The organism is Methanobrevibacter arboriphilus (assembly GCF_019669925.1).
GTDB classification, from domain to species: domain Archaea; phylum Methanobacteriota; class Methanobacteria; order Methanobacteriales; family Methanobacteriaceae; genus Methanobinarius; species Methanobinarius arboriphilus_A.
The window spans coordinates 892,189-917,318 of sequence record NZ_AP019779.1 but is presented as its reverse complement, the minus strand read 5'-3'; the positions used below and the strand labels follow the sequence as shown (position 1 = coordinate 917,318).

Sequence of the window (25,130 nt, the reverse complement as noted above, 5' to 3'; positions counted from 1 at the left end):
TGTATGTTGTTATTTAAACAATAATTTATAAGTTTTCTATTTACACATACTTAATAAAAATTTATAATATTTCTTTTCTTAATTCACTAGGGGATTTCGGTGAAAGCATTCCTAATGGAACATCAAAAACAGTTATACACCCATTTTCACCATTATTGTGCATTTTTTTCACAGCTCTTGCATAAGCTACAAGAACACTAGCTGTAAATTCAGGATTACTTTCAAGTTCTAAAACAAATTCTATTCTTTGTTTAGATCCTGTTTCAGACTGCCCAGTTCTTAGAACATATCCTCCATGAGGCATACCACTATGATTTTTTTCTAGTTCTTCTTTAGTTATGAAATTTACTTCTGTATCATATTCATCAAAGTAATTAGGCATTGTTTTTATTTCATTTTCAATTCTTTCTAAATCTTCTCCTTCTTTAGCAACTACATAACATACTCTAAGATGTTTTTCTCTTGTAGTAAATTCTGGATTTTCCCCTGATCTAACTTTCTCCAAAGCTTTTTCTATTGGAACTGTGTATTGTTTTCCATCTAAAACACCATCAATTCTTCTTATTGCATCAGAATGACCTTGACTTACTCCTTCTCCCCAAAAAGTGTATGTATTTCCCACTGGAAGTATGGATTCTCCTATTATTCTTTGCATTGAGAATAAACCTGGATCCCAACCACTAGATATTAAATTTAATGTTCCTTTTTCTTTTCCTACTTTATCAACATTATCGTAGTGTATAGGGATATTTGCATGAGTATCAAAGCTATCTACAGTATTGAACATTTTAGCTATCTCAGGAGTTTGCTCAGGTAAATCTGTAGCTGAACCTCCACACAAGATCATTACATCAATCTTGTCTTTATAATCTGCAATATCTTTAATATTTCTCATTAATGGATTGTTTAAGCTATCTGGATCTCTTCTTGTAAATATAGCTATAAGTTCCATATCTTCATTTTGATTAATTGATAGTTCAACACCTTTTCCTAAATTACCATAACCAACAATTCCAATTTTAATCTTCTGGCTCATTTTTTTTCTCCTTTTTTCAATGATCATAATCTAAAATTTGATTTTTATACTTTAGCATATTTATACTTTTTTCAATTAATCTTTATATAAAATATAAATTTACATTTTTTTATAGATTTATTGATTTTCAATATAAAAATAATAATATTTAAATAAAAAAGTGAATATATATAGCTTTTATAATATAAAATTAATATTAGTTTTAGTATTATTATTATTAATTATAAATATATTATAAATATTAATTATAGAAATGTGAATTTATAATATTCCAAAATTATAAAAATTACTAGAAATTATTTTAAAAATAATTAAAAAATAATTAAAAATGAAAGAAATAATAGGCTATAATTTATTATTATTATTATTATTATTATTTTTTCATTGATGAATAAAAATTTTTTAGGTCCTTTTTGTCTTTTTTTGAAAGTTCATGCCATCTAATCCTTTGTAAGGCTCCTTCTAAACCACAAAGCCTATTATAACATGCAGAACTATCAATTTTTCTTATTAATAACCACGCTTCTTTAGAACCTATATTTTCCAATTCTTCAATTGTTTCTATGCCTATTTCATTTAATTGGCTTTCTAAAACTTTTCCAATATTTGGCAACTTTGATAGTTCTCCCATTTTAATTCACCAGTGCTTTAATTAATTCCTAATCTATGATTTTTTAGCCTCTTTAGATTGTTCTTCAATTTTTTTCATAATTTTATCAACCTTAGAATCTTTATCTTTTTTAGAAATTTTTTCTTTTTTATTAATATCTTCATCATTAAATAATTCTGCAATTCCACCAATAGAACCAAGTATTCCAGACATTTCTGCAGGGAGGAATATTTTTGTAGAATTTCCATCAGCTACTTTTTCAAGAGCTTCTAAATATTTAATTGCTATTAAATCATTTGTAGGATTTCCTTTGTGGATTGCATCATAAACATCTACTGTAGCTTCTGCTTGTCCTTCTGCAATAGCTATTTCTTCATATTTTTGTGCATCAGCTACTTTTTTAATAGCTTCTGCTTGTCCTTCTGCTTCAAGAATAGCTGCTTGTTTGTCTCCTTCAGCTTTTTTAATTTCAGATTGTTTGTAACCTTCTGCTTCAAGAATTGCAGCACGTTTCATCCTTTCAGCTTTCATTTGTTTACTCATTGCATCTACAATGTCTTTTGGAGGTTCAATTCTTTGGATTTCTACTCTAACAACTCTTGTTCCCCATTTATCTGTTGCTTCATCAAGAACTTCACGGAGGTGTGTGTTTATCATTTCTCTTGAAGTAAGTGTTTGATCAAGTTCAAGGTCTCCTATAATATTCCTAAGGTTTGTTTGAGCTAATTTTGTTATAGCTTGATAGAAGTTTACAACATTGTAAACCGCATTAAAAGGATCGGTTACTTCGTAAAATATAACACAATCTACTATAACTACTGTGTTATCTTTTGTAATAACTTCTTGTGGAGGTACATCTACTACTTGTTCACGAAGATCTACTTTTCTTATAGATTCAATAAATGGTATTAAAAATACTAGTCCACTTTCCACAGTTCTTTGGTATTTACCAAATCGTTCAACTACAGCTTTTTCATATGGTCTTAAGATTTTAACAGATTTAAATGCTAGAACAAATACTATGAGTATTAATATAATAACTATTATTAGATAATCCATTTTATTCACCTTTAACTTAATTTGATAATCCGACTATAAATAAATTACATATAAATAGATTATATATAAATAGATTACATATAAATAACTTATATAAATATGTAAGTTATGTAAATATTTCTTGTGTAAATATATTAAGATATTAACAACAATATTTTATTCTTTTTTTCGCACTATTAGTCGAACTCCTTTAATTTTTTCAACAACTACTTCTTCTCCAACATCAATACTCTCGTCAGATATAGCTCTCCAAAGTTCTCCAGAAATTTTTATCATTCCTGTATTTTCAGGATCAATAACTTCAGTTACTACTCCTTGTTGTCCAATAAAACGGTCTGTAGTGGCCTTTTTAGATGGTGATCCTTTTGTTAATTTTCTAGCAATAGGTCGTGATATGATTAAAAATATAACTGTAAATATTGCAAAGAAGATTAACTGTGCAATTGGATCAAATCCAAGATAATTGGCAATAACTGCTGCGATTCCTCCAACTCCTACTGACAGTAAGTAAAATCCAGTAGTAATTAGCTCTAATAATAAACATATAGCTGCTAATACTATCCAAAATTCTAATGAAAATGTTATCATTTTTTCTCCTTACTTAAACTAAGTATTATTTTTTTTGGATTGATTAATATTTAGATTAATATTTAAATTATTATTTATTTAGATATTATCTTTTTAGATATTCTATTTATTTAGATATTTTTAAATATTTAGATATTAAATTTATTAAATTTAGATATTACCTTTATTAAATATTTTTAGATATTATTTTTTTTAAATATTATCTTTATTTAAATATTATTTTTAATATTTTCAGCAAACTCATGTATTTTTGTTTCGTATGAAGCTTCTAAATCCTTTTTATTTAGAGAAAGTGTTTTTAAAGGTTTTTTGGATATTAGTTTTTCCATATTCTCAAAAGTGCTTCCTTCGTTTCCACCGCATGTACAGAAAAAGGCAATATCATTAAATTTTTCTTTATTTTCTTCTAAATAAGCTAAAATAGGTGTTGACATTGTACCTGCCCAAACAGGAGTTCCAATTATTACTAAATCATAGTTTTCAGGGCTTTTTTCTATTTCTTTTATATCTGCTGGAACACTCCTTACAGCCTGAAAACCAGATATTAAATAAGAAATAGGGCCTGAACGATTTTTTTTATCAATAATTTCTTCTAAATCACAGTCTAACTCTTCTTTTAATTTGATAGCAACTTTTTCTGTTATATTGGTTCTTGAGTAGTATGTTATTAAAATATTCATGATATATTATATTATTCTTAAAATATTTATTTTTTCTTATAAATTATATTTTTATATTATATATATCACACTTTTCATAATCTCTTATATAAATCAAATTTTCATATTAATCGAGTTTTCAGATTTATTGTTAATTATTTTAGTTTATTACATTTTGTTTATTTGTGTAAAAATAAATTTAAGTTTTAGAATGTAATATAAGCATAATTAGCATTATATTGAAAAATTATATTAAAAATAGCTATAAAATTATTTTTTAGATAATTATTTGTAAGAGAAGTTTTGATTCCTAGCTTCTCCCCGAATTATTATAATAACTATTAATATTTACTAATTGAGAAGTGATCAATTTTTTTAGTAATTTTTAATAATAATCATATAACTAGGAAATACTTCTCCTACACATATTTTTTAAGACTTTTTTATTATTTAAACTTTCCGTTATTATATGGGTATAGTATTATTATTAATATTGTTCAATAATTTTTTATTAGTATTTGAGGTTGGCTCATAATTATTTTTATTCAGTAGAGATATAAATTAAAATGAACAATTTCTAAAAAATTTTGATATATAATATTTTTTATAAATATATTTCTAAATTCTAACTTTTGTCCATTGAACTTGTAATTATGAGCCATCTTCATTATTTTATTTTTTAGTTTTTTTCTTTTTCCTCTTTTTAGCTTTTATTTTTCTTTATTTTTTATTTTAAATAGTTTTAATAGAGTTTTTATGTTTAAAACTTTTTAATTATAGTCGGGGGTAGCTGATTTTTTTTCTTTTTTTCTTTTTTATGGCTTTTTTGGGGGTTAGTTTTATATATTAGTTTATTTCATAGTATATTATATGAACATAGCGAATGTTCATTTTTATCATATGAATTTTTTGTTAGGTATTTTTTTGTAGAGTATAAAAATAGGTTATTGAATTAGATATGGTGTATATGATGTTTATTTATTATAAAAATATCTAATATTATTTAATAATATCTAATAATGTTGTATAAAAGAATAAACTTTTAAATAACAATTAATATCCTAATTTTATATTAGAAGATAAGATAAAATTATATAAAGTATATAATTAAAGAGGTGAATAGTTTATGTTAACATTAAATAAGAATTATTCATTGATCCTTGTTGTGTTATTTACAATGATATGTGCTGTAGCTGTATCTGGAGATGTACATGCAGTAGAACCGGGTTATAATACATCTGGTGATTGGGTGAATGAATATAATGGTTTAGAAGATAATTTGACTAAAGCAGATGAAGATTTGAAAAATGCTAATGATTCATTTAACTCAGCTAACAAGAGTTTAAATGATAGTGAAGTTGCTTTTGAAAATGCAGTGAAAAAGCTTAATACTACGTTATCTAATCAGGAAAAATCTCTTCAGATTAAGGTATCTAAATATTCTGCTTATAAAAATAGTGTAAAAAATTACAACACTGCTAAAAATAACTATCTTAAAGTGAAAAATACTTATCTTGAACTTTTAAAAGAGTATAAGAAAAAGAAAACTAAAGATTTGAAAACTAAAGTATTGAAAAGCAAAGAAACTGCACTTAAACTTAAAAAAACTGCTTTAAGTAATAGAAATAAGGTAACTTCTGCTAAAAATGCATATATTGAAGCAACTAACGATTATTACATTAGTGTATTCCTTACAACACAAGCAGGATCCGAAATAAGTGCAAAATATGATATTGTAAATCAAAATGTAAGAAAATTTAATGATGCAAAAGATATTTTAGAGATAGCTGAATATGAGCAAGAGTCTGCTGATATTATTTTTAGTAATGCAGAGCAAGTTCTTAATAGTATTAATGATACATTCATTAAAAATATGAATGATTTATATAATCAATTATTAGCTGATGAATATATAGGTAATTTAAGTGCCTTTAATTCATTTAACTGGTCTGATCATTATATAGATTTGAATTGTTTAGGCGTTGGTTATTTATCTACTGTTTTCTTTGGTTCATTTTATGGTAATTTAACTAAGATTTTTGAAGAAGAGAATGCTACTAATGTAGGTAATGAAACTTTTATTAATCTAGCTAAAGATTCATTCTTAAATAATTATACAAATGTTGTTATGAATGATTATTTCACTAATGGTTTTGTTAATGATAATATTATTGAGGATTATATAGTTGATGTTATTAATGTGACATTGCCTGGTGAGTATAATAATGTTTATAATGATTTTATAGGTAATGCTAGTTTTAGAGCTAATGAATCTGGAGTAATTGCAACAATACTTGGAGGACAAGAATTAATAAATAATATAACTGATGTTGTAAACAATTTAGTCGAAATTGTATTAGAGGGTCAAGAAAAATTAGCTGAAATAAACAATACATTAGGAGATCTAAATACAAGTGCATATAATCTTAATCAAACAGCAGCAGATGGTAATGGTTCAACCATTGCAAATATTATAGCTTTCCTTGCAGATGGATTATATTCTACTGTAAATGCTTATATTCCTGAATCTGATGCTGAAATAAGTAAATTAATAGTGATTCAAGGTTATATAAATGGTCTAAATAATAGTGCAGGTTCTGCAACAACTTTAGATGATATAATATCTGCTTATAATCAAACAATAGGCAATGCAACAGAAATAGACGTAAATACAACTAGTGCAATAAAAAATATAAACCTTGCACTTGTACTTGCAAATGAAACATTAACAAATATAACTAACAATGTAACTGTATTAGAAGCAATAGGCAATGAAACTCTCAATGAATCATCTGATTTAGCTAATTTAAAAGGAAATTTAACATCTGTCGATACTTCTAAAGGGGAATTATCAGATATAATATATTATGTTAAACAGTATGATGATGAATTAGCTATGTTGTTACCTATTTTATGAAGTATAATTATTAGGTCAATAGGGAGAATTATATGGGTATGTAAAGGTGATTAATATTTTTTGAGCTTAGATAATTATATTATTTGAGTGGTTATTTTTCTTTTCCATTTTTCTCCCAATTTTTTATTCTTTTGTAAATCTTTTTTTTTCATTAGTAATATTCTTCTTTTAATTTGTCTTTGATCTTTTCTAAAATAGCTTTGTGCATTCTTTTTGAAAATTCTGCCTTGTCTGTCTGTGTTAAAACATCCAAATATCCTTGTGAAACAAGATTAAATGCAAATGGTGATGGAATTATTGTGTTAATCGTTTTTATTTCTAATTGCCCACTTTCTATCCATTGAAGGACTCTTGTTGCATTTTTAACATCCATAAAATCTTCAATAACTTCTCTTCTAGCTTCTTTAAGAATTGAAAAGTTATCATCCATATCTTCTACGAATTTAAGAAGAATCTTACCTCTTACTTGCTGTCTTCCAACAGATTTATCATGTCCTTTATATCTTCTAAGAGTCATTAAAGACCTTCCTGCACAGTGTCTAAAACGACTAGCTAAAGTTTCAGTTTTACTAATAGCTTGTATAAGAATATTTCTTAGGTTTTCTGAGCTTAGTTTTTTAAATGCTTCAAATCCTCCCATTTTTTTATCTGAACTTAGATAAAATCCATTGTCTGATATGGATATTGTAATATCAATATTACTTTTTTTAGCTATGATGTATGCTATTGCACGAGAGAGTGCATCATTCACTTGTCTACCAAAAAGTGAATGGAATATAAGGAACTTTCTTCCACCAAAACCACTATAATATTCAATCAATAATTTTTTGTTACTTGGAATTTGAGCATAAAGATACTGTTCTTTAAAATATTCATATATAGAATTAGCTGCAAAATCATCAACATAAAGATATTCATCTAAAAAAGATAAAATTTCATCTTTAGATCTTTTGTATTCAAATTTTCCATCCATTATAGCTCTAAATCTTTGAATATCAAGGGCAAGGTCAAATGCTAATGGAAGTTGCTCTGAAAACCAAGAAGGTATTGTTGGAGGTCCACTAGCTGGTGAAACATTGATGGTCATTCCTCTACCATAATTAAATCTATATATTCCACCTCCAAGAACAAATGTATCTCCTTTTTTAAGTTTTTCCATAAAATCTTGTTCAATTCTCCCTATAACTTCACCATCACACTTTACAGCAACACCACTACTATCAGGTATTGTTCCAACATTGGTAGAGTATAACATTCTAGCTAATCTTCCTCTTTTACCAAATTGATTTTTTTTATAGTCAATCCAGATTTTAGCATAAACATATCTCTCTTCCAACTCCCCATATTCACCTGCAAGATAGCTTAAAACATCTTCATAATCATCACGACTTAAATCCTTATAACAATAGCTTTTTTTAATTACATCATATGCATAATCAATATCCCACGGATTTTCAATACTCATACCATAAATATGTTGAGCTAATACATCAAGAGCATTATGAGGGATTTTAATTTTATCAATTCTTCCTTCTTTAGCATTTTTAAGAAGAACAGAGCATTCAACAAGATCATCTCTATCAGTAACAATGATTCTACCTTTAGACTTTTCATGTAATCTATGCCCACTCCTTCCAATTCTTTGAAGTGCTCGGGATACAGATTTTGGAGAGTTTATAAGTATAACTAAGTCTATATAACCAATATCAATTCCAAGTTCAAGGGATGTTGATGAGACAACAGCTTTAAGCTTACCTTCTTTTAGTTTATCCTCTGCCTGTAGACGAATTTCTTTCGAAAGAGAAGAATGATGTGCCATTATATTATTGGAGTTATAATTTTCAGAAAACATCTTTTTAAGATTATAAACAAGACTTTCTGTTCCTCGCCGAGTGTTTGTAAAAATAAGAGTTGTTTTATGTTCCATTATTAAATCATCAACAAGATTATACATTGCAAGTCTTGTTTCTTCTGCATCTGCAACTACAATATCATCTACTGGACTCAACACTTCCATATCCAATTCTTTTAAATAATTAACATCAACAATAAGACAATCTCTTTCTATTCCATATTCATATCCAACTAAGAAGTTAGCTATCTTTTCAAGTGGTGAAACTGTAGCAGAAAGTCCAATTCTTGTATAACCTCCTATTAAATGCTGTAATCTCTCAAGTGATAAACTAAGATGAACTCCTCTTTTGTTTTCAGCTAATGAGTGAATTTCATCGATAATAACATATTTAACATTACTCAGCTTTTCTCTAAACTTTGGTGCTACAAGCAGAATAGCTAATGTTTCAGGTGTTGTAATCAAGATGTGTGGAGGTTTTTTTAACATCTTTGATCTTTCATATTGACTTGTATCTCCAGTTCTAACAGCTTTTCTTATTCCAAGACCTTTTTCAGTTTTTTTAGGAGTTTTTTTGTAGGTTGCTCCATTTTTTATAGCTATTTCTTCTATTTTTTTTAGAGGTTCTTCTAAGTTTTTCTCAATATCATTATCTAATGCTTTAAGAGGGGATATATATATGCAGTAAACTTTATCTTCCAGTTCTTTTTTTTCTGCAAGGCTTGTTAGTTCGCTGATAACTGATAAAAACGCGGTTAATGTTTTTCCAGATCCTGTTGGTGATGAAACAAGTACATTATTTCTTTTATGAATATCTACAATAGCTTGTTTTTGTGATGGTGTAAAATCCTCGAATTCATTATCAAACCATTCTTTTACCCATGGATGAAGAATTTTATATATTTCCTTTTTAGAATAATTTTCAGTCTGTTTTTTTATCATTTTATCCTAGATTATTTTATTTTAAATATAAATTTTCAATACTTATTTTGTTTTTATTATAATTAGAATTTTTCTATTATAATTTTTTATAATTTAGTAAATTTTTTATTAGTTTAATTAAAATTAATAATCTATTGTTTTGTTTTTTCTTTTGTTTTTAATTATTTAATATTATTTTTAAATGTTTCTTAGATTATAACTGTTTTTTAACTTTCTTGTGCATTTTTACTTTTTTAGTTATATTTTCAAGTTATATTTTCATTAACTTAATTGTTATAATATTACTATTTTTTAGTATTTATCATCGAAATTATAATCTTTTTGAATATACTTATAAAGATTTCAACAAAAACTTCACTGAGCTTTTAAAATACACTTATACTGGAGAAAAAATAGAATTCAATGAAAATTTCACAAATATTATTAATTTGCCTCTTTCAGAGCCAATAAAAACTATTTTCATCATGCAAATGAAACAATTATAAGGGATGAAAAAATAAATATAATGAGTTACTATCCACCAGAAATTAGTCCTGGATTTGAATTATTGGTTAAATAAAAAAATAATTATCCAATAGTTTATGAAAAATCAGCTTATGGAACATTCATGACTGCATTAAACACTATATGGTTAAGTGATTCTAGTGCGTATGTTTTAATGGATGAATTAAATGGTTCCGGATCTAAAAATGCAGCTAACGACTATGCCATTAATTATATGGCTGAAACATGGTTTAATAACATTTTAGATAAACTAAAAGTTCCTAGCTAAGGAGTGAATATATGAGTTCGATTGCGTTATATGTTTTTTTAGCAATGATTATTGGAGTAGTTTTTTATCATTTTGAAGATAAAATTCTATCTTTTATAGAAAAAACTTTAAATGTTAAAATTAAAAGGGGAAACTGTAAAAGTTTGGATTGTTATACATATTTTGGTTTAAATATACTGTTATCCTTAATACTTATTATTTTTCTCTTTTGTTTATATTTTCCAGTAGTTATTGACACTAATAACCTCCCAGTATTTATAGGTTTTATATTTATGTTTTTATATCCTTTAATATTTATGATGATCCGTAAAAACACTTTTAATGAGAATACAATCAGTTATGCAGGATTAGGACACTCTCCTCGTAATATGCTTGAAAAGTGTACTGGCTACTGCCCTATATGGTATTGGTTACTTTCTTTGATAATAGGGGGTTCCTCTACTGTTTGGGGGTTTTCAATGCTGAACTTTCCAGAAATACCATTATATGCGGGGTTAATAATTTTATTTTCAGGTTTAATCTCTCAAACTGTCATATTATTCCCTGATATTATAGATAAATTTGTTTCTATTGATATGAAAACTATTAAAGGATTAAAATTAATGTTAATAATAACTGTCCTATTGTCTATTATTTTAATAGCTTTGAGAGTTATTATAATAACCTTTTTGATATAGTATTTTATACTGTACTCTCATTTTTCTTTATATTTTTGTTTTTATTATAATTTTATGAATATCTTTATTATGCTATGATTCGATTGGAGTTGGTTGTGCAATTCTTGTTCAAGGTTTGAGATTTTATTATTTCAATTTGTAATTTTATTAATAACTGAGTGGATGTTAAAGTTAAATCAAATTATAATAAAAATTCAAGTAAAAATAATAAGAAAAAGCTAAATTCTTCTATTAAAGCTTATAATTCTGCTAACAAATTTCATGGCTGTGCTAAAAATAATTATAAAAAATTTAAAAAAGCATATACTAATTATAAATCTACTGCTTCTTTATATAAAAAAAGTATAATCTTTGTAATAATAAAATAGTTTAAATGAGTTTAATTTTGATTTAGACACTTAGATTAATAAATATATATTAATATAGTATAAATTAATAAATATTTTTAGTTTTATATTATTATTTGTACTGTGATTATATATTTTTAGTTTTTAATTATATACTTATTATTTTATATATATCTTTATAGATATCTTTATAATACGCTTTAGATATTTTACAAATATTTTTTAGATATTTTATAAATATAATTTTATAAATATATTTATTATTTAATTATCAATTGTTTAGTGGTGAGATTATGACTAAAGATCAAGAAAAGTTATCTGTGGATGAAGCTATATCCAAATTATCTGATGATGATGTTGAGTTGAGGAAACTTGCAGTTAATAGTTTAGAGGGAGTTGAAGATGAAAAAGTAATAGAGCCTTTAATCATGGCTTTGAATGATGAAAATACTCCTGTAAGACATAAAGCTGCTGAAAATCTTGGAAATTTAAATGGAGAATTAGGGGATTTAGCTGTTGATAGGCTTCTTGAAGTAGCAGATAATGAAGAAGGAGAGTATAAAAGATTTGCTTCTTTTGCTTTAAAAGCTTCTGGTAGTGATAAAGCTATTGATTACTTTTCTAAAAGTATTAATGATGAAGATTTTGGTGTTCGTAAAGTTGCTGTAAGGTCTCTTGGTGAGTTAAAAGTAACTAGTAAAATCGATGATATTGAAAAAATCATGTTAGAAGAAGAGGATTGGGGTGTTCGTCTTGCAGCTATAAGAGCTCTTGGTGATATGGAAGTTGAAGAAGCTATAACTCCAATTAAAAAAGCTAGAAGAAAAGAAAAAGACAAAGACTTTAAAAAAGCAGCTAATAAAGCAATTAAAAAGATTGAAAAATCTATTAAAAAGAAATAATTCTTTTTAATTTCTTATTTTTATTGTTTTTTATTATTTTTTATTAATCTTTTATTATATTGTTTTTATTAGTCTTTTATTTTATTATTTTAATTATTCTAATTATTTTGACCGTTTTAACTGTTTTAATTATTTTTCTATATTTTCTAGCTTCAGTTAATTTTTTATTTTTTTTATTCTAATTATTTTCATTGTTTCAATTATTTTTGCACAATATTTATATACTACTATGATAAATATTTAGGTATACCTAAATTTATTTAGGCATGCCTAAATTTTTGTCTAGATATTTTTATCATATTTAGTTCAATTTATTTCAATTGAATTTTAGGGATTTCTGGTGATTAAAAAATGATTAATAAACGTATAAACTCTGATAGAATTTTTAATCCTATTTTAAATAATCATAAAGGGATTAATTTAAATAATAAAAATAAATATGAGAATATTTCAAGTTGTAAGTGTAATTCGACTTGTTCTTGTAATGGCAATTGTGGAAAATCATGTAAATGCACTAAATTTTATGCTGAAGATGATGATAAATTAGTATTTTTCAATGATGATAGTTATGCAGTCTATAGATTAGGAGAATGGAGAAATAAATATAAATTAAATCTATTAGGGATAGATAATGAAATTCCTGCTACTCATATAACTAAAAACCAATCATTAAATATAATTGATGAAATTAGAAAATATAATTTTAATTTCAAAGGATTTAGAATCAATGGAATGGTTGGATTAGCTATTAGATTTAATGGACTACAAAATGAAGATGTTGGTGAATTAATAGATACTGAAGAGAAAGAATATTATAATATTAAAAATGAATTGAATAAATTAAAATTAGAAAATCCATCTGATTTTATTGAAATAAATAATGAAATGTTTCTTATTTATAAATTAAAAGAAAATTGTCATGGTGCTATTCTATCAAAACCTGTTAATGAATTTACAAGAAAATATAGTACTGTTTATTTAAGCAAAATAAAGCTAAGTGGTATTTAATTTAATATAATGATTAATACTTAAAATTATAAAAAAGACATTTAATAGATTGAGTTGTTTACTTTAACACTATTTAGTTTAAAGCTATTTACTTTAAAGCTATTTGGTTTATTTCTTAATTGAAGATTTTCCAGTGATTTCATTAACCGATAATTTAAAAACTATTGTTTTTTCAACTACTTTTGATTTGAAGTCATCATTACTAAAATTATTGCTTGAATATTGTTTCATTATATATTTCAATCCTTTTAATTTCTCTTCTTCTGACAATATGCTGATTTTTCCATTTCCACACACACTTTCAAATTTCATGGTATATCTACATGGATTACTACCTTTAATTAATTCTGTAGAACAATCCATTTCAAATCCTGCTTTTTTATTGTTTTTAATAATATCTAATTTTTTACCAGTGTTTGCTCCATGAAAATATAATTCTAATTCTGACTTGTTTTTATCATAATAATATCCAAAATTAAGAGGGATTATATAAGGGTATTCATTATCAAATAGACCGATTCTTATTATATCGCATTTTTTAATAATATTAATTATATTATCTATATTTTTTACTTCTTTATCTGTTCTGTTCATATTTTAGCTCTTTATTTATATTTTAGATTTATATTAATATTTTATATCTAATTTATATCTAAATTATGAGTTAAAATGTATTTTGTTTTATTTCTTAATAATTTTTGTTTTTAATTAGATTTAGATTATTAGTAGTTTTAATATTATTTTTAATAAACTTTATTTTAATAAACTTTATATTAAACAAAATATAATTTAAATATATCCTATATGATAAATAATTCACATCGAATAATAATAAAAAATAATATAAATAATTTTGTTAATTTAACTAGTTATATCTAATTTAATATTTAATTTAATATCTAATTTAACTATTTAATTAATTATTATATCTGATTTAGTTAGTTATATTTAATCTAGATGGTTATATATAATTTAAATATTTATATTTAAGGGGATAAAATGAATAGAAGCTATATTTTAATAGTTATTTTTGTTTTGGGAATATTTGCATGTTTAAATGTGGCCTCAGCTGCCCCATCTAATTTAATACATGTAAATCCAAATGGGAATGATTTAAACAATGGAATGTCTGAAAACTCTTCTAAGGCGACACTTTCAAATGCTATTGATAGTGTTGGCCCTCAAGGAACAATACTTCTTTCTAGTGGAGTATATAAAGGTGAAGGTAATTATAATATTACAATTAATAAGAATCTAACTATAAAAGGCACTAATATCACTAATAAATCAATTATAGATGGTCAAAATTTATATAATTTGATTAATATTAATAATGGTTCAATTGTTAGATTTGAAAATATTGTTTTTACTAATGCTTATCGAGATACTAATGGTGCTGCAATTTATAACTCAGGGGATGCTACTTTCATCAACTGTATTTTTAATAATAATTTTGCAAACTGTAATGGTGATATAGCTTGTTCTGAAGGTGGTCGTGGTGCAGCTATATTCAATATTAATGGAAATCTCACTGTTTTTGACTGTTCTTTTACAAATAACACAGGAAATATGTATGGTGGAGCTATTAACAATAGATTCGGTGAAAAAGTTATTATAAACAACTCTGTTTTTATAAATAATAAAGCTTATAGTGGTGGAGGAGCAATTGACACAAATGGTGGGAAATACATGCTTATAACAAATTCTCTATTCATTGGAAACAACTTGTTATTATTTAATGGTTTAATTGGTAGAGATGGTGGAGCTATAGTTAATAAAGAAAGTAATCTCACTGTTAACTACTGTGCTTTTTATAATAATTATGATTATTATGGAAACACAATCTTTAATAATGCAGGAAGCACTAATGCTGATTTTAATTTTTGGGGAACTAATGATAACATAAGTAGCTTATATAGGGGATTTAATGTTAATAATTATTATAAATTATTAATAAGTCCAACAGTAGCTAACAATACTCTTAAAATAGGAGATAATTTAAATTATAACACTTATTTTGCTTTAAACACTGATGGATCTAAAAAAGGAATTGAAAATTTACCTATTTTTAATATTAGTGTCTATAATAATGGGAAATTATTAGGAGAATTTAGTACAAAAAACACCCCTGCAAAAACAACTAAATTAATGTCTAATGTTTCCACTTTAACTATTAAATTATTTAACTCTACTGTAAGTAGTTATGGATATAAAGCTAAAAAAGTTTCAAATACTAATGCAAAAACTCATAAACCTGATTTGAAAATAGTTAAAATTGTAAGAAAGAATAATAGGTATTATATTAAGGTTAAAAACATTGGAATTATTACATCAAATAAAAATTATCTTGGAGTTTATAGTAAGGGTAAATTAATTAGTAAAATAAAGATGAAATCTTTAAAAAAAGGTTCTAGTACTGTTCTAAAGTTAACTTTCAATAAGAAATATTTAAAGTTATTGAAGAAATTTAAAGTAGATTATAAGAATCAAGTTAATGAATTAATTGAAAATAATAATATAGCTATTTATAGATGATTTTTTCAATCTTTTTAACTTTTAATTTTTTAAGCTATACCATTCTTAAGTTATACTATTTTAAATTACAATATTTTAAAAATTATAATATTTTTAATTTTTAATTTTTTCATAATTTTATAATTTACACAATATAAAATTTAGGCATACCTAAATATTTATATACTATGAAAAACAATACTATAATTGGTGGTGTAATCCTCCAAAAAATTACATCATATCACTCAACAAAAGTTCTTAAAACTATAGTAAAAAGGTTATTAGTTCTTTCATATGTCATCTTAACTACTTATTTTCTAAACCTTTGCTATAGGTTTAAGAGCTACTCTCTTTTCTTCTTTAATAGATAATTTTTTTAAAACTTAAATTTAAAATAAATAATAGAATAAATAATAGTATTATCATATATTTTAATTAGATTTAACCTAATTTTCTAATCTACTAATTTTTAACCTCATTTATGATCTATTTTTAATCTAAGTTTTTTAACTCATAAATGTCATTTCGTCTATTTTTTAAAATAGGGAGCTCTTCTCTTACTTTATCCACTTCTTTAAGATCTATTTCAGATATTAAGAGTTCTTCTTCATAACTAGCTTTTTTAACAATCTTTCCCCAAGGATTACAAACTATAGAATGGCCATAAGCATGATAACTATTAAATTCATTAAGTGATGGTGAAACACCAATAGTAAAAACTTGATTATCAAGAGCACGAGATCTAAACAATAATTCCCAATGATCAGGTCCAGTGGTTAAATTAAAAGCTCCAGGATATATTAAAATTTTTGCACCTTTCAGTGACATGATTCTTGAAAGTTCTAAAAAACGAATATCATAACAGATACCTATTCCTATTTTACCTATTTTTGATTTTGTGTCAATTACCGTAACACTATTTCCAGAATTCAAGGTATCTGATTCTTTAAAGTAAATCTTATCTTTAACATCTATATCAAATAAATGCATCTTCCTATGATAACCTAATATTTCACCAGTATCATCAAATAAAAAACTAGTATTATAAATTTTTTCTTTTCCTGTTTTTGTATTGATTTCTTTTTCAGGAATGGAACCAGCTAAAACATGAATATTCTCATTTTTACTAGTTTCAGCTATTGATTTTAAGGTATAGCTATCTTCACTAAATTCAGCATATTCTTTAAATTTTTCATTTTCATAAGGGCAATTAAACATTTCCGGTAAAATAGCTATATCCGAACCTTCATTTTTAGCTTTTTTTATCATGCTAATAGCTTTTTTGATATTTTTTTCTTTATTATCAACTACATTCATCTGGCATAAAGCTACTTTCAGTTTCATAATCACACCTAAGTAATAGTTATATGACTAAAATTATATATTAATATCTAATATTTATATTTAATATTCATATCTCATATTCATATATTAATATTTAAAATAATTTAGAGGTTTTCAAATGGAAGGAAATAAAAGTAATATGAATGATATAAAAAATAATAATGAAAACAATAATAAAGATAATAATAAAGATAATAAAAAATATAATAAAAAATATAATGATATAGGTAATAATAAAACTAATAATAAGAATAACATCAAACCAAGTAATGAAATTAATGAAAATGATCCAAATTTTGGGAAGATTAATATTTCTTTTAGCGATGTAAATTATGCAATATACAGAATAGGAAAATGGAAAAATACCTATAAAATAAACTTAATTGGAACTTCTAATGAGATTCCAGCTACTGAAGTTACAAAAGTACATGTTTTATCTAATATTAATGAAATTAGAAATTCAAAGTTTGAACTTGGTGAAAATGAAGTTAATGGTATTGTTGCTCTTTCTATTCAATTAAATCCAGAACTCCAAGGAATGGATATTGCTCAAATAATAGCTGATGAAGAACTTGAATATAAAAATATCGTTGATGAGATAGAGGGATTAGAACTTGAAGATCCAAATGGTTTTATTGAGCTTGAAAATGATAAATTTTTAATATATAAATTAGAAAAAGATCATCATGTTACTGTAGCTAAACCAGCCAATGGATTAACAATGAAACACCACGCAGAAGAAATCCAAAGGCTTAAAGAGCTAAATAAATAATTTTATTCTTTCTTTCTTTATTAAAAAGATAGAAAGGTAATTAAATTGAAATTCACAGAAACAGATACAAAATTAATACAACTAATAAAAAGAAGAAACCTATCATTTCAACGAGAAAAAGAATATAATATTGTATTTAAGGAAATATATCAATTATTTGATAAAACACCCACACAACTTATAAAAGAAGCAAGAGCAGAACAACAACCTTTTATAGATGATAAAGGAAATCCAAGAATTTTAGAGCTAGATGAAAGAAAAGTGAATAATTATCAATTTTACTTTGTTATTTCAATAATTTACTTTTGTTTTTTAAATGTTATGTGGATCTGTATCAAATAGATTCTAAGAATTTATCAATGATATTGACTGTTTCTTCTTCTTGTTTTTCTCTAGAAATGGTAGCATTGTTATCTCCTTCTTGAAATCCATAATATCCAAAATAGCCGTGATTGCCCCCATTTATAATTTCAAAAGTAGTATTTTTTGGAAACTTAGAAATAGATTCATCAAAACTTTTCTTATCTAAAACACCATCTCTAGTTCCAACAATAGAAAGTCCTTTTATATTAATGCTTGATAAATTTTCATTGGGGTATGATGCTAAAAACACAATTCCTTTTGCTTTTTCAGGATTATTGTGAACAAAAATACTGGCGGCTGTCCCTCCTAAAGAATGACCTCCAATAATCCATTCAACATCATTATGTTTTTCAATAATAATATTAGCTTTGTTTGTATCAATTATAGCTAAATTCAATGGCATTTTCACAATAGCTACATCATAACCTCTTTCAGAGAGTTTTTTTGCAAAAGGAACATAAGATTCATATGCTACTTTTCCACCTGGGTAAAAAATCAGACCTTTTTTAGTATTTATCTGTTTATTGGATGTATTAGTCGTATTAGTGATATTAACCTTTTCTTTATATTCAAAATAAATATAATTATCAGTTTCAGTTATAGAGACATTATCACTACTTAAGTTGTTATTATTTGCTAAAATTTCAGTTGCATAAGGCATTGGACGATAATAATCATTAATATAAATAATACTAGAGATTGCGACAATAGCTAAAATTGCAGCAATAATACTAACCATTTTTATCTTTTTAGACATCTTATCACTAACTATCAAATAATTAAGAAAATGATTAATAAAAATAAAGCCTCCCTAACAATTTATTGGAATAAGAACTAAATAAATTGTTTTTCTAAAAGCGTTATTAGTTTTTTGAAATTAAACTCAGCAATTGATTATTTTCTTGATTTTCTATAAAAAAATGACTTTACTATTTAAAATCAGATTTTTAATAACATATATTAATAATTTGTTAAATGTAAAATAAATATTTTTAGGACGCTAGATTTTTTATTACATTTTAAGGTTTAAGCTAGTTTATTTTTCTTATTTTTTTTATTAAATTGTTTTTTATTTTTTAGAAGTTTTACATTTTTTAGTTGTTATATATTTTTATTTTTTCTGAATTTTTTAGATTCATGATTAATATTATTGTTATATGCTTTAATTGTTTTTCATATATTAAATTTCTAAATATTTACAAAAACTGTAAATATTATCAAAATAATATTTAAAACAAGAAAAAAAAGAACAAAATCAATTTAAAAAAAACTCAACAAGAATAATCATGTTAAATAGCTAAACTAGTCATAGATTAACAATGAAACACCATGCAGAAGAAATCTAAAGATTAAAAGAAATGAATGACGTTTGTCCTTTTTTTCTAAGTGAATCCAAATCCCATTATAAAGAGATCAAATCTGATTAACCTGTGTATCTAATCTAAATGGAATGTTAATAATTGTACAATAAATATAATCATTAAATGCAGAATCATTTAAATAATGTTTAGCAAAAATCAGACATAAACCCTTTAATGAACATTTAACTCCAAATTATTTATTTAAAGAACTATAATTAACTATTAAAAAAGTATAGTTCTGAATAATGGATAAAACAAAGATTAAAAATAATATATTTTTTTAAAGACTTAACAACCGAATTTAACCACTTATGTGTTAAAAATGATTTAGATTTTCTTTATTAACAAATAAAATTACTAAATAATGGGATAATATGATAATAAAACTGTATAAATAATTTAAAATATTAAAAAAGAAAAACTTCTGGAATTTAGATTAAATGTTCCTTTTTTATTATTTTTTTCTTTTTTCTATTTTTTAATAATTTGGTTTTTATTGGATATTCCTTAATTTTTTATACTAATTTTTCTTTTATTTTTCCTATATTTTCTTTACTTACACCAATGTTTTCTAGATATGATTCTGCATTATTATAATTTTTTTCAAGATATTTTAATAAATTCCCAATATATTCTGGTTTTGAATAGATTAGTCCTTCAGAATACTGTTTTGCTTGTTCTATTACTTTTGGATTTTCTTTTATATAGGTATGGGTTACTTGGTAGTTAGCTATAATGTCTGACTTTTTAACACCAGCTAAATCTAATAAAAGTGCAGATATAACTCCTGTTCTGTCTTTTCCATCAGTACAATGGAAAAGTATCCCTCCTTCACATTTTGCTATATGATTAAATACTTCTTTCATTGCAGATTTTGCTTCACTTAGTGCAGCTATATATACTTCTATTAAAAATTCTTCTGGATTTTCAACAATCATTTTAGTTATATCTTCAGATTCAGCCTTTTCAATATCACCAAATAATGAAATTTGTTTATATTCTAAGTTTGAATTATCTCTTATTATTTTTACTTCATCACCTATTTCAATATCTCCTCTTAAATCCAGTATATTTTTTATCCCATATTCTTCTAATAACTTTAAATCATTATTAGTGATTTCTTCAAGACTATCTCCTCTTAAAAAACTATTAAAAGAAGTGATCCCATTGTTTATAGAATAACCTCCCAATTCTCTAACATTATATGCTCCTTCTAATGGAATATGTATATATTTCATAATTTTCACCTTTTTTAATTATTATAATTTTTTCCAGTATTCTATAATTTATTTATTAATATTTTAAATATTTTCTTTATTAATTGTTTCGAAATTATTTATCATTGATAATGGCACAATGAATATTATTTTTATTTAGTGTTTCTGTAATTATTTTTTCTAATTTTTCATAGTTATATTTTAAATGGCTAAAATAATAAATAGTTAATAAAATATCAATAAAATATCATAAAATATTTACATAATGCTGCATAAATAATACATAGGTATTTATAAAATATTATGAACAGTGGGGGTTGTTAAATATTTTATTAGAAGAGAGTTTTTCTTTATTGATTTCAGATTATGAATTTTTCATGGATTTACTAATTCAACATATCCAACTTTCTTTAATTTCTATTTTAATCGCAATTGTTGTGGGAATGATTATTGGAATTATTGTTAGTGAATATGAAAAAAATAAATGGATATTAAGTGTAGTTAACTTTGTTTATACCATACCTTCAATAGCATTATTTGGATTATTAATTCCAATATCAGGTATTGGGGATGTTAGTGCAATAATAGCTCTTACAATTTATGCTTTACTTCCTATGGTTAAAAATACTCATTCAGGTATTACTAACATTGATAAAGGGATTTTAGAAGCAGCAAAAGGAATGGGAAGTACAAAATTCCAAATGTTATATAAAATAAAAATTCCATTAGCAATGCCTCATATAATGGCTGGTATTAGAACAATGGCTGTCATGACTATAGCATTAGCTGGTATAGCTGCATTTATAGGGGCTGGAGGATTAGGTGTAGCTATTTACCGGGGAATAACAACCAATAACATGGCTATGACAATAGCAGGAAGTATTTTAATAGCTATATTGGCTATCGTAGTAGACTTTATTTTAGGCCAAATTGAAAAAATAACGAAATATGGTAAAAATGATTCTAAATTTGTAAATAAATTAAAGAAAATAAATAAAATTAATGAAAATAATAAAAAACCAGTAGCAATAGTAGCTATTATATTAATCATAGGTTTAGTAGGAGGGGGAATATTATATGGTTCTAGTAATTCTGAAACAATAAACATTGCTAGTAAACCTTATACAGAACAATATATACTGGGTTATATGTTAAAGGAATTGATTGAAGAGAAGACTGATCTTAATGTTAAATTAAGTACTGGTATTGCAGGAGGAGTTAGTACAATTCATCCAGGAATGGAAAAAGGGGATTTTGACTTATATCCAGAATATACTGGAACAGGATGGATGGAAGTTTTAAAAGAAGGTGGAACTTTTACTAAGGAGCAAAATTCCGAGTTAAAATCAAAATATAATGAGAAATATAATATGTCATGGGTGGGAATGTATGGATTTGAAAATACTTATGGTATAGCTGTTAATAAAGAAATAGCAGATAAATATAATCTAAAAACTTATTCTGATCTTGCAAAAGTATCAAATGATTTAACTTTTGGTGCTGAACCAGATTTTTTTGAAAGAAATGATGGATATGATGCAATTTCTGAAAAATACAATTTCAATTTTAAAGATACTAAAGATATGGACGTTGGATTAAAGTATAATGCTATTAATGACAAAAAAATAGATGTAGTAGTAATATACACAACTGATGGTCGATTAATATCTTCAAATATAACTATATTAAAAGATGATTTAGGATTCTTTCCATCATATGAATGTGGAAATGTAGTAAGAAATGAAGTCTTAAATGAACATCCTGAATTAAGGGAGGTTTTATTAAAGCTTGAAGGACTTATTAGTAATGAAGATATGGCTAAAATGAATTATCAAGTAGAAGTTGAAAAGAAAGATCCTAAAGATGTTGCCCATGAATTTTTAAAAGAAAAAAAATTGGTAGATTAATAATTTGGAAAAATGAATGATATTGATAAATAAGAGTATACTATTGAAATTTATTGAGGTGTGAAAAATATGGATGATCTTGATAATAAAAAAGTAATCATTGAATTTCAAAATATATCTAAATCATTTGATGATAATAAAATAATCGATGATTTTAATCTTAAAATATTTGAAAAAGAATTTTTAACAATAATTGGAAGTTCTGGGTGTGGAAAGACCACTATTTTAAAAATGATCAATGGTCTTGTCAAACCTAGCTCTGGAAAGATTTTTGTAGATGGAAAAGATATCTCTAAAGAAGATATGGTTAATTTAAGGAGAAAAATCGGTTATTCCATTCAAGGAACATCATTATTTCCTCATTTAAGTGTAAAAGAAAATATTTCATATGTTCTAAAATTAATAAATAAAAAAAATAAGAATAAAATAGAAAATGATGTTGAAAAATGGATGAAAATAACCAATTTAGATCACGATCTAATTGATCGTTATCCTGAAGAATTATCTGGAGGACAACAACAAAGAGTAGGCATAGCAAGAGCTTTAGCAGCTTCTCCAAAAATATTGCTGATGGATGAATCTTTTGGAGCTGTTGATGCAATAACAAGAAAACAACTTCAAAAAGAAATAAAAAAAATACATGAAAAAACCCAAATCACTATTGTTTTTGTAACACATGATATAAATGAAGCACTTGCACTAGGGGATAGAACATTAATAATGAATAATGGAACAATCGAACAATTAGACATTCCAAAAAATGTTATGGATTGTCCTTCTTCTGATTTTGTGAAACAACTAACTGAACCAATATACTAAAAACAATATTGTTAGAGAATTTAAATAAAAATTATACTAATTAATATTGAAATATGGCTTTCAGTTTTATGATATTTCATATAACTGACTTCCAACCTCTTTTTAAGTTTTATAGAATATTTAAATTTTCCTAGAATGAAAAGTATCTTTATATAAAAAACCAGCTAATTTTTTAAAAACAAAAAAAATCTTGCTGAAGAAATTCAGGGATTAAAATAAAAAGAATGGATAAGATTAATAGGATATTATCCATTTTTGAGAAAAATATTTTCCATGCATTTTTTATTTATTCCTTTTTCTATTTATTGTCTTTAGCTATTTTTTATTTAGCTATTGTTTATTTTCGCATGTTTTGAGGTATATTTATATGCGATTAAAAGTGTTATTAGTATTATTGGGAGTAATATATCATTGTATAATGCGAAACCTGCATTTCCAGGAGCCATATTGCCTACTTGAATTATATTCATAATGTGGATATAACCATCTCCTAAATAGAATATAGATATAGCTATTATTGTTGCTGTCCAAAAATTGTCTCTTAATTTCCAACATAGAATACCCAAAATTCCATATGACAAGTTTGCAATTCCGACTTCTAACTGAAATGGACTTCCAGTAGGCCACCCTATCATCTTAGCAACCATATCTGCCATGAAAACATGACCAAAAAAAGCAAATAATGACCCAAAACCAACCATTATTACTAAAAACCATAGTAAGAATATTTCAAAAATTCTATTTTTAGTTCTTTCTTTTTTACTTAAAAATAAATGTATTAAAGCCCCAAATATTGTTATGATCCAAAATATGTAAACCATTTCCATAGGAATACCTCCTTAGTTACATAATGGAGTATTTGTTTTGATTTGTTTAAATACTTATTGATATTCTTTATTTTAATTTCTTAAATAAGAGATAAATTCTCTATATGTCTTTTATATATATCTAAATTTAAAATATTTGTTTAAAAATAAATATTATTTGAATTAAGTATTTATTCAAATATAAAATATTAATATTATTGATAAAAATATTCCAATTAGAGAAAGAGCTATTTGTATATAACCATGTTTTTTAACAGACTTATTTTGGGATTGGATTAGATAAAATGGTAAAAATAGTCCTATAATACCAAAAAATCCATAGCTATTAAATAATAAGTTGAAGACAAGTCCTCCCCAGCTGAATATTATTGTAACAACATAACTAATAATGATTAATTTTTTATAATCTATAATTAAGTTTTTTTCTTCTTTAAGGATTAATGGTCTTCCACAGTTAGAACAAAAGTTAAAACTTTCTTGATTTTCACAACCACAATATGAACATATTTTTACCATTTTTATCAAAAATATATTGTTTATATTACTATAAAATATTTTTTGTAAAGCAATAATTAAAAAATAAGAAATGATTAAAAAATTAGGATTTATAAATAATAATTTATAAATAATATAGTAA

23 protein-coding genes are annotated in these 25,130 nt (G+C 24.7%); 11 read left to right on the top strand and 12 right to left on the bottom strand.

The window, feature by feature from the left end; genetic code table 11:
• Positions 1-61: 61 nt before the first annotated feature.
• The 5 genes from MarbSA_RS04040 to MarbSA_RS04020 form a co-directional block, all read right to left on the bottom strand.
• Complete coding sequence (locus MarbSA_RS04040) at positions 62-1,036, bottom strand: diaminopimelate dehydrogenase (protein ID WP_221061909.1); 975 nt, start codon at positions 1,034-1,036, stop codon at positions 62-64.
• Between the two features lie 373 nt (positions 1,037-1,409).
• Positions 1,410-1,667, bottom strand: coding sequence for a TfoX/Sxy family protein (locus MarbSA_RS04035; protein WP_042701909.1), 258 nt, complete (start codon positions 1,665-1,667; stop codon positions 1,410-1,412).
• 33 nt (positions 1,668-1,700) lie between these two features.
• Complete coding sequence (locus MarbSA_RS04030) at positions 1,701-2,705, bottom strand: SPFH domain-containing protein (RefSeq protein ID WP_054835795.1); 1,005 nt, start codon at positions 2,703-2,705, stop codon at positions 1,701-1,703.
• 156 nt (positions 2,706-2,861) lie between these two features.
• Complete coding sequence (locus tag MarbSA_RS04025; RefSeq protein ID WP_054835794.1) at positions 2,862-3,293, bottom strand: NfeD family protein; 432 nt, start codon at positions 3,291-3,293, stop codon at positions 2,862-2,864.
• Positions 3,294-3,502: 209 nt separating this feature from the next.
• Positions 3,503-3,973 carry a flavodoxin family protein gene (locus tag MarbSA_RS04020; RefSeq protein WP_221061908.1) on the bottom strand — a complete coding sequence of 157 codons (471 nt, stop codon included), beginning with the start codon at positions 3,971-3,973 and terminating at the stop codon, positions 3,503-3,505.
• 1,105 nt (positions 3,974-5,078) lie between these two features.
• Here MarbSA_RS04020 and MarbSA_RS04015 point away from each other — a divergent pair.
• The gene (locus MarbSA_RS04015; RefSeq protein WP_221061907.1) at positions 5,079-6,869 is read left to right on the top strand and encodes a hypothetical protein; all 1,791 of its coding nucleotides are present in this window, start codon (positions 5,079-5,081) and stop codon (positions 6,867-6,869) included.
• Positions 6,870-7,020: 151 nt separating this feature from the next.
• Here MarbSA_RS04015 and MarbSA_RS04010 read toward each other — a convergent pair whose 3' ends face one another.
• Positions 7,021-9,663 (bottom strand): ATP-dependent helicase, encoded by a 2,643-nt coding sequence (locus MarbSA_RS04010; protein WP_221061906.1) that lies wholly within the window; start codon positions 9,661-9,663, stop codon positions 7,021-7,023.
• A gap of 607 nt (positions 9,664-10,270) precedes the next feature.
• On the opposite strand from MarbSA_RS04010, the gene MarbSA_RS04005 reads away from it, so the two are divergent.
• The 5 genes from MarbSA_RS04005 to MarbSA_RS03985 all read left to right on the top strand — a co-directional run bounded on the left by MarbSA_RS04005 (position 10,271) and on the right by MarbSA_RS03985 (position 13,369).
• Complete coding sequence (locus MarbSA_RS04005; protein WP_156314766.1) at positions 10,271-10,435, top strand: hypothetical protein; 165 nt, start codon at positions 10,271-10,273, stop codon at positions 10,433-10,435.
• Between the two features lie 11 nt (positions 10,436-10,446).
• Positions 10,447-11,112: a hypothetical protein gene (locus MarbSA_RS04000; RefSeq protein ID WP_221061905.1), complete on the top strand. Its 666-nt coding sequence runs from the start codon at positions 10,447-10,449 to the stop codon at positions 11,110-11,112.
• A 158-nt stretch (positions 11,113-11,270) separates the two neighbouring features.
• Positions 11,271-11,480 (top strand): hypothetical protein, encoded by a 210-nt coding sequence (locus MarbSA_RS03995; protein ID WP_054835836.1) that lies wholly within the window; start codon positions 11,271-11,273, stop codon positions 11,478-11,480.
• 272 nt (positions 11,481-11,752) lie between these two features.
• On the top strand, positions 11,753-12,361 hold the full coding sequence (locus tag MarbSA_RS03990) for a HEAT repeat domain-containing protein (protein ID WP_080460496.1): 609 nt from the start codon (positions 11,753-11,755) through the stop codon (positions 12,359-12,361).
• Positions 12,362-12,712: 351 nt separating this feature from the next.
• On the top strand, positions 12,713-13,369 hold the full coding sequence (locus MarbSA_RS03985; RefSeq protein ID WP_054835761.1) for a hypothetical protein: 657 nt from the start codon (positions 12,713-12,715) through the stop codon (positions 13,367-13,369).
• 108 nt (positions 13,370-13,477) lie between these two features.
• Here the strand turns inward: MarbSA_RS03985 and MarbSA_RS03980 are convergent, their stop codons facing one another.
• Positions 13,478-13,963, bottom strand: coding sequence for a pyridoxamine 5'-phosphate oxidase family protein (locus MarbSA_RS03980; RefSeq protein ID WP_042701885.1), 486 nt, complete (start codon positions 13,961-13,963; stop codon positions 13,478-13,480).
• Positions 13,964-14,368: 405 nt separating this feature from the next.
• On the opposite strand from MarbSA_RS03980, the gene MarbSA_RS03975 reads away from it, so the two are divergent.
• The gene (locus tag MarbSA_RS03975; protein WP_221061904.1) at positions 14,369-15,904 is read left to right on the top strand and encodes a CARDB domain-containing protein; all 1,536 of its coding nucleotides are present in this window, start codon (positions 14,369-14,371) and stop codon (positions 15,902-15,904) included.
• Positions 15,905-16,375: 471 nt separating this feature from the next.
• Here the strand turns inward: MarbSA_RS03975 and MarbSA_RS03970 are convergent, their stop codons facing one another.
• On the bottom strand, positions 16,376-17,227 hold the full coding sequence (locus tag MarbSA_RS03970) for a carbon-nitrogen hydrolase family protein (protein WP_221061903.1): 852 nt from the start codon (positions 17,225-17,227) through the stop codon (positions 16,376-16,378).
• Between the two features lie 118 nt (positions 17,228-17,345).
• On the opposite strand from MarbSA_RS03970, the gene MarbSA_RS03965 reads away from it, so the two are divergent.
• Together MarbSA_RS03965 and MarbSA_RS03960 are read left to right on the top strand one after the other, a co-directional pair.
• Positions 17,346-17,999 carry a hypothetical protein gene (locus MarbSA_RS03965; protein WP_244987888.1) on the top strand — a complete coding sequence of 218 codons (654 nt, stop codon included), beginning with the start codon at positions 17,346-17,348 and terminating at the stop codon, positions 17,997-17,999.
• Between the two features lie 45 nt (positions 18,000-18,044).
• A complete protein-coding gene (locus MarbSA_RS03960) occupies positions 18,045-18,341 on the top strand; it encodes a hypothetical protein (RefSeq protein WP_054834957.1) in 297 nt (98 codons plus the stop codon).
• Here MarbSA_RS03960 and MarbSA_RS03955 read toward each other — a convergent pair.
• A complete protein-coding gene (locus MarbSA_RS03955) occupies positions 18,334-19,119 on the bottom strand; it encodes an alpha/beta family hydrolase (RefSeq protein ID WP_221061902.1) in 786 nt (261 codons plus the stop codon). The genes MarbSA_RS03960 and MarbSA_RS03955 overlap by 8 nt on opposite strands.
• 1,119 nt (positions 19,120-20,238) lie before the next feature.
• A complete protein-coding gene (locus MarbSA_RS03950) occupies positions 20,239-20,961 on the bottom strand; it encodes a tyrosine-protein phosphatase (protein WP_042701833.1) in 723 nt (240 codons plus the stop codon).
• A 296-nt stretch (positions 20,962-21,257) separates the two neighbouring features.
• Between MarbSA_RS03950 and MarbSA_RS03945 the strand changes: the two genes are divergently transcribed.
• Positions 21,258-22,847 carry an ABC transporter permease/substrate-binding protein gene (locus MarbSA_RS03945; RefSeq protein ID WP_244987887.1) on the top strand — a complete coding sequence of 530 codons (1,590 nt, stop codon included), beginning with the start codon at positions 21,258-21,260 and terminating at the stop codon, positions 22,845-22,847.
• A 69-nt stretch (positions 22,848-22,916) separates the two neighbouring features.
• Positions 22,917-23,666: an ATP-binding cassette domain-containing protein gene (locus MarbSA_RS03940; protein WP_221061901.1), complete on the top strand. Its 750-nt coding sequence runs from the start codon at positions 22,917-22,919 to the stop codon at positions 23,664-23,666.
• A gap of 326 nt (positions 23,667-23,992) precedes the next feature.
• Here MarbSA_RS03940 and MarbSA_RS03935 read toward each other — a convergent pair whose 3' ends face one another.
• Positions 23,993-24,493 carry a DUF6790 family protein gene (locus MarbSA_RS03935; protein ID WP_221061900.1) on the bottom strand — a complete coding sequence of 167 codons (501 nt, stop codon included), beginning with the start codon at positions 24,491-24,493 and terminating at the stop codon, positions 23,993-23,995.
• 174 nt (positions 24,494-24,667) lie between these two features.
• A complete protein-coding gene (locus MarbSA_RS03930; RefSeq protein ID WP_042701820.1) occupies positions 24,668-25,009 on the bottom strand; it encodes a zinc ribbon domain-containing protein in 342 nt (113 codons plus the stop codon).
• Positions 25,010-25,130: the final 121 nt, after the last annotated feature.

Bases quoted from the DNA above. Each gene is read 5' to 3' on its own strand.
- MarbSA_RS04040 (WP_221061909.1), bottom strand. From the start codon at position 1,036: ATGAGCCAGAAGATTAAAATTGGAATTGTTGGTTATGGTAATTTAGGA.
- MarbSA_RS04035 (WP_042701909.1), bottom strand. From the start codon at position 1,667: ATGGGAGAACTATCAAAGTTGCCAAATATTGGAAAAGTTTTAGAAAGC.
- MarbSA_RS04030 (WP_054835795.1), bottom strand. From the start codon at position 2,705: ATGGATTATCTAATAATAGTTATTATATTAATACTCATAGTATTTGTT.
- MarbSA_RS04025 (WP_054835794.1), bottom strand. From the start codon at position 3,293: ATGATAACATTTTCATTAGAATTTTGGATAGTATTAGCAGCTATATGT.
- MarbSA_RS04020 (WP_221061908.1), bottom strand. From the start codon at position 3,973: ATGAATATTTTAATAACATACTACTCAAGAACCAATATAACAGAAAAA.
- MarbSA_RS04015 (WP_221061907.1), top strand. From the start codon at position 5,079: ATGTTAACATTAAATAAGAATTATTCATTGATCCTTGTTGTGTTATTT.
- MarbSA_RS04010 (WP_221061906.1), bottom strand. From the start codon at position 9,663: ATGATAAAAAAACAGACTGAAAATTATTCTAAAAAGGAAATATATAAA.
- MarbSA_RS04005 (WP_156314766.1), top strand. From the start codon at position 10,271: ATGACTGCATTAAACACTATATGGTTAAGTGATTCTAGTGCGTATGTT.
- MarbSA_RS04000 (WP_221061905.1), top strand. From the start codon at position 10,447: ATGAGTTCGATTGCGTTATATGTTTTTTTAGCAATGATTATTGGAGTA.
- MarbSA_RS03990 (WP_080460496.1), top strand. From the start codon at position 11,753: ATGACTAAAGATCAAGAAAAGTTATCTGTGGATGAAGCTATATCCAAA.
- MarbSA_RS03985 (WP_054835761.1), top strand. From the start codon at position 12,713: ATGATTAATAAACGTATAAACTCTGATAGAATTTTTAATCCTATTTTA.
- MarbSA_RS03980 (WP_042701885.1), bottom strand. From the start codon at position 13,963: ATGAACAGAACAGATAAAGAAGTAAAAAATATAGATAATATAATTAAT.
- MarbSA_RS03975 (WP_221061904.1), top strand. From the start codon at position 14,369: ATGAATAGAAGCTATATTTTAATAGTTATTTTTGTTTTGGGAATATTT.
- MarbSA_RS03970 (WP_221061903.1), bottom strand. From the start codon at position 17,227: ATGAAACTGAAAGTAGCTTTATGCCAGATGAATGTAGTTGATAATAAA.
- MarbSA_RS03965 (WP_244987888.1), top strand. From the start codon at position 17,346: ATGGAAGGAAATAAAAGTAATATGAATGATATAAAAAATAATAATGAA.
- MarbSA_RS03955 (WP_221061902.1), bottom strand. From the start codon at position 19,119: ATGTCTAAAAAGATAAAAATGGTTAGTATTATTGCTGCAATTTTAGCT.
- MarbSA_RS03950 (WP_042701833.1), bottom strand. From the start codon at position 20,961: ATGAAATATATACATATTCCATTAGAAGGAGCATATAATGTTAGAGAA.
- MarbSA_RS03940 (WP_221061901.1), top strand. From the start codon at position 22,917: ATGGATGATCTTGATAATAAAAAAGTAATCATTGAATTTCAAAATATA.
- MarbSA_RS03935 (WP_221061900.1), bottom strand. From the start codon at position 24,493: ATGGAAATGGTTTACATATTTTGGATCATAACAATATTTGGGGCTTTA.
- MarbSA_RS03930 (WP_042701820.1), bottom strand. From the start codon at position 25,009: ATGGTAAAAATATGTTCATATTGTGGTTGTGAAAATCAAGAAAGTTTT.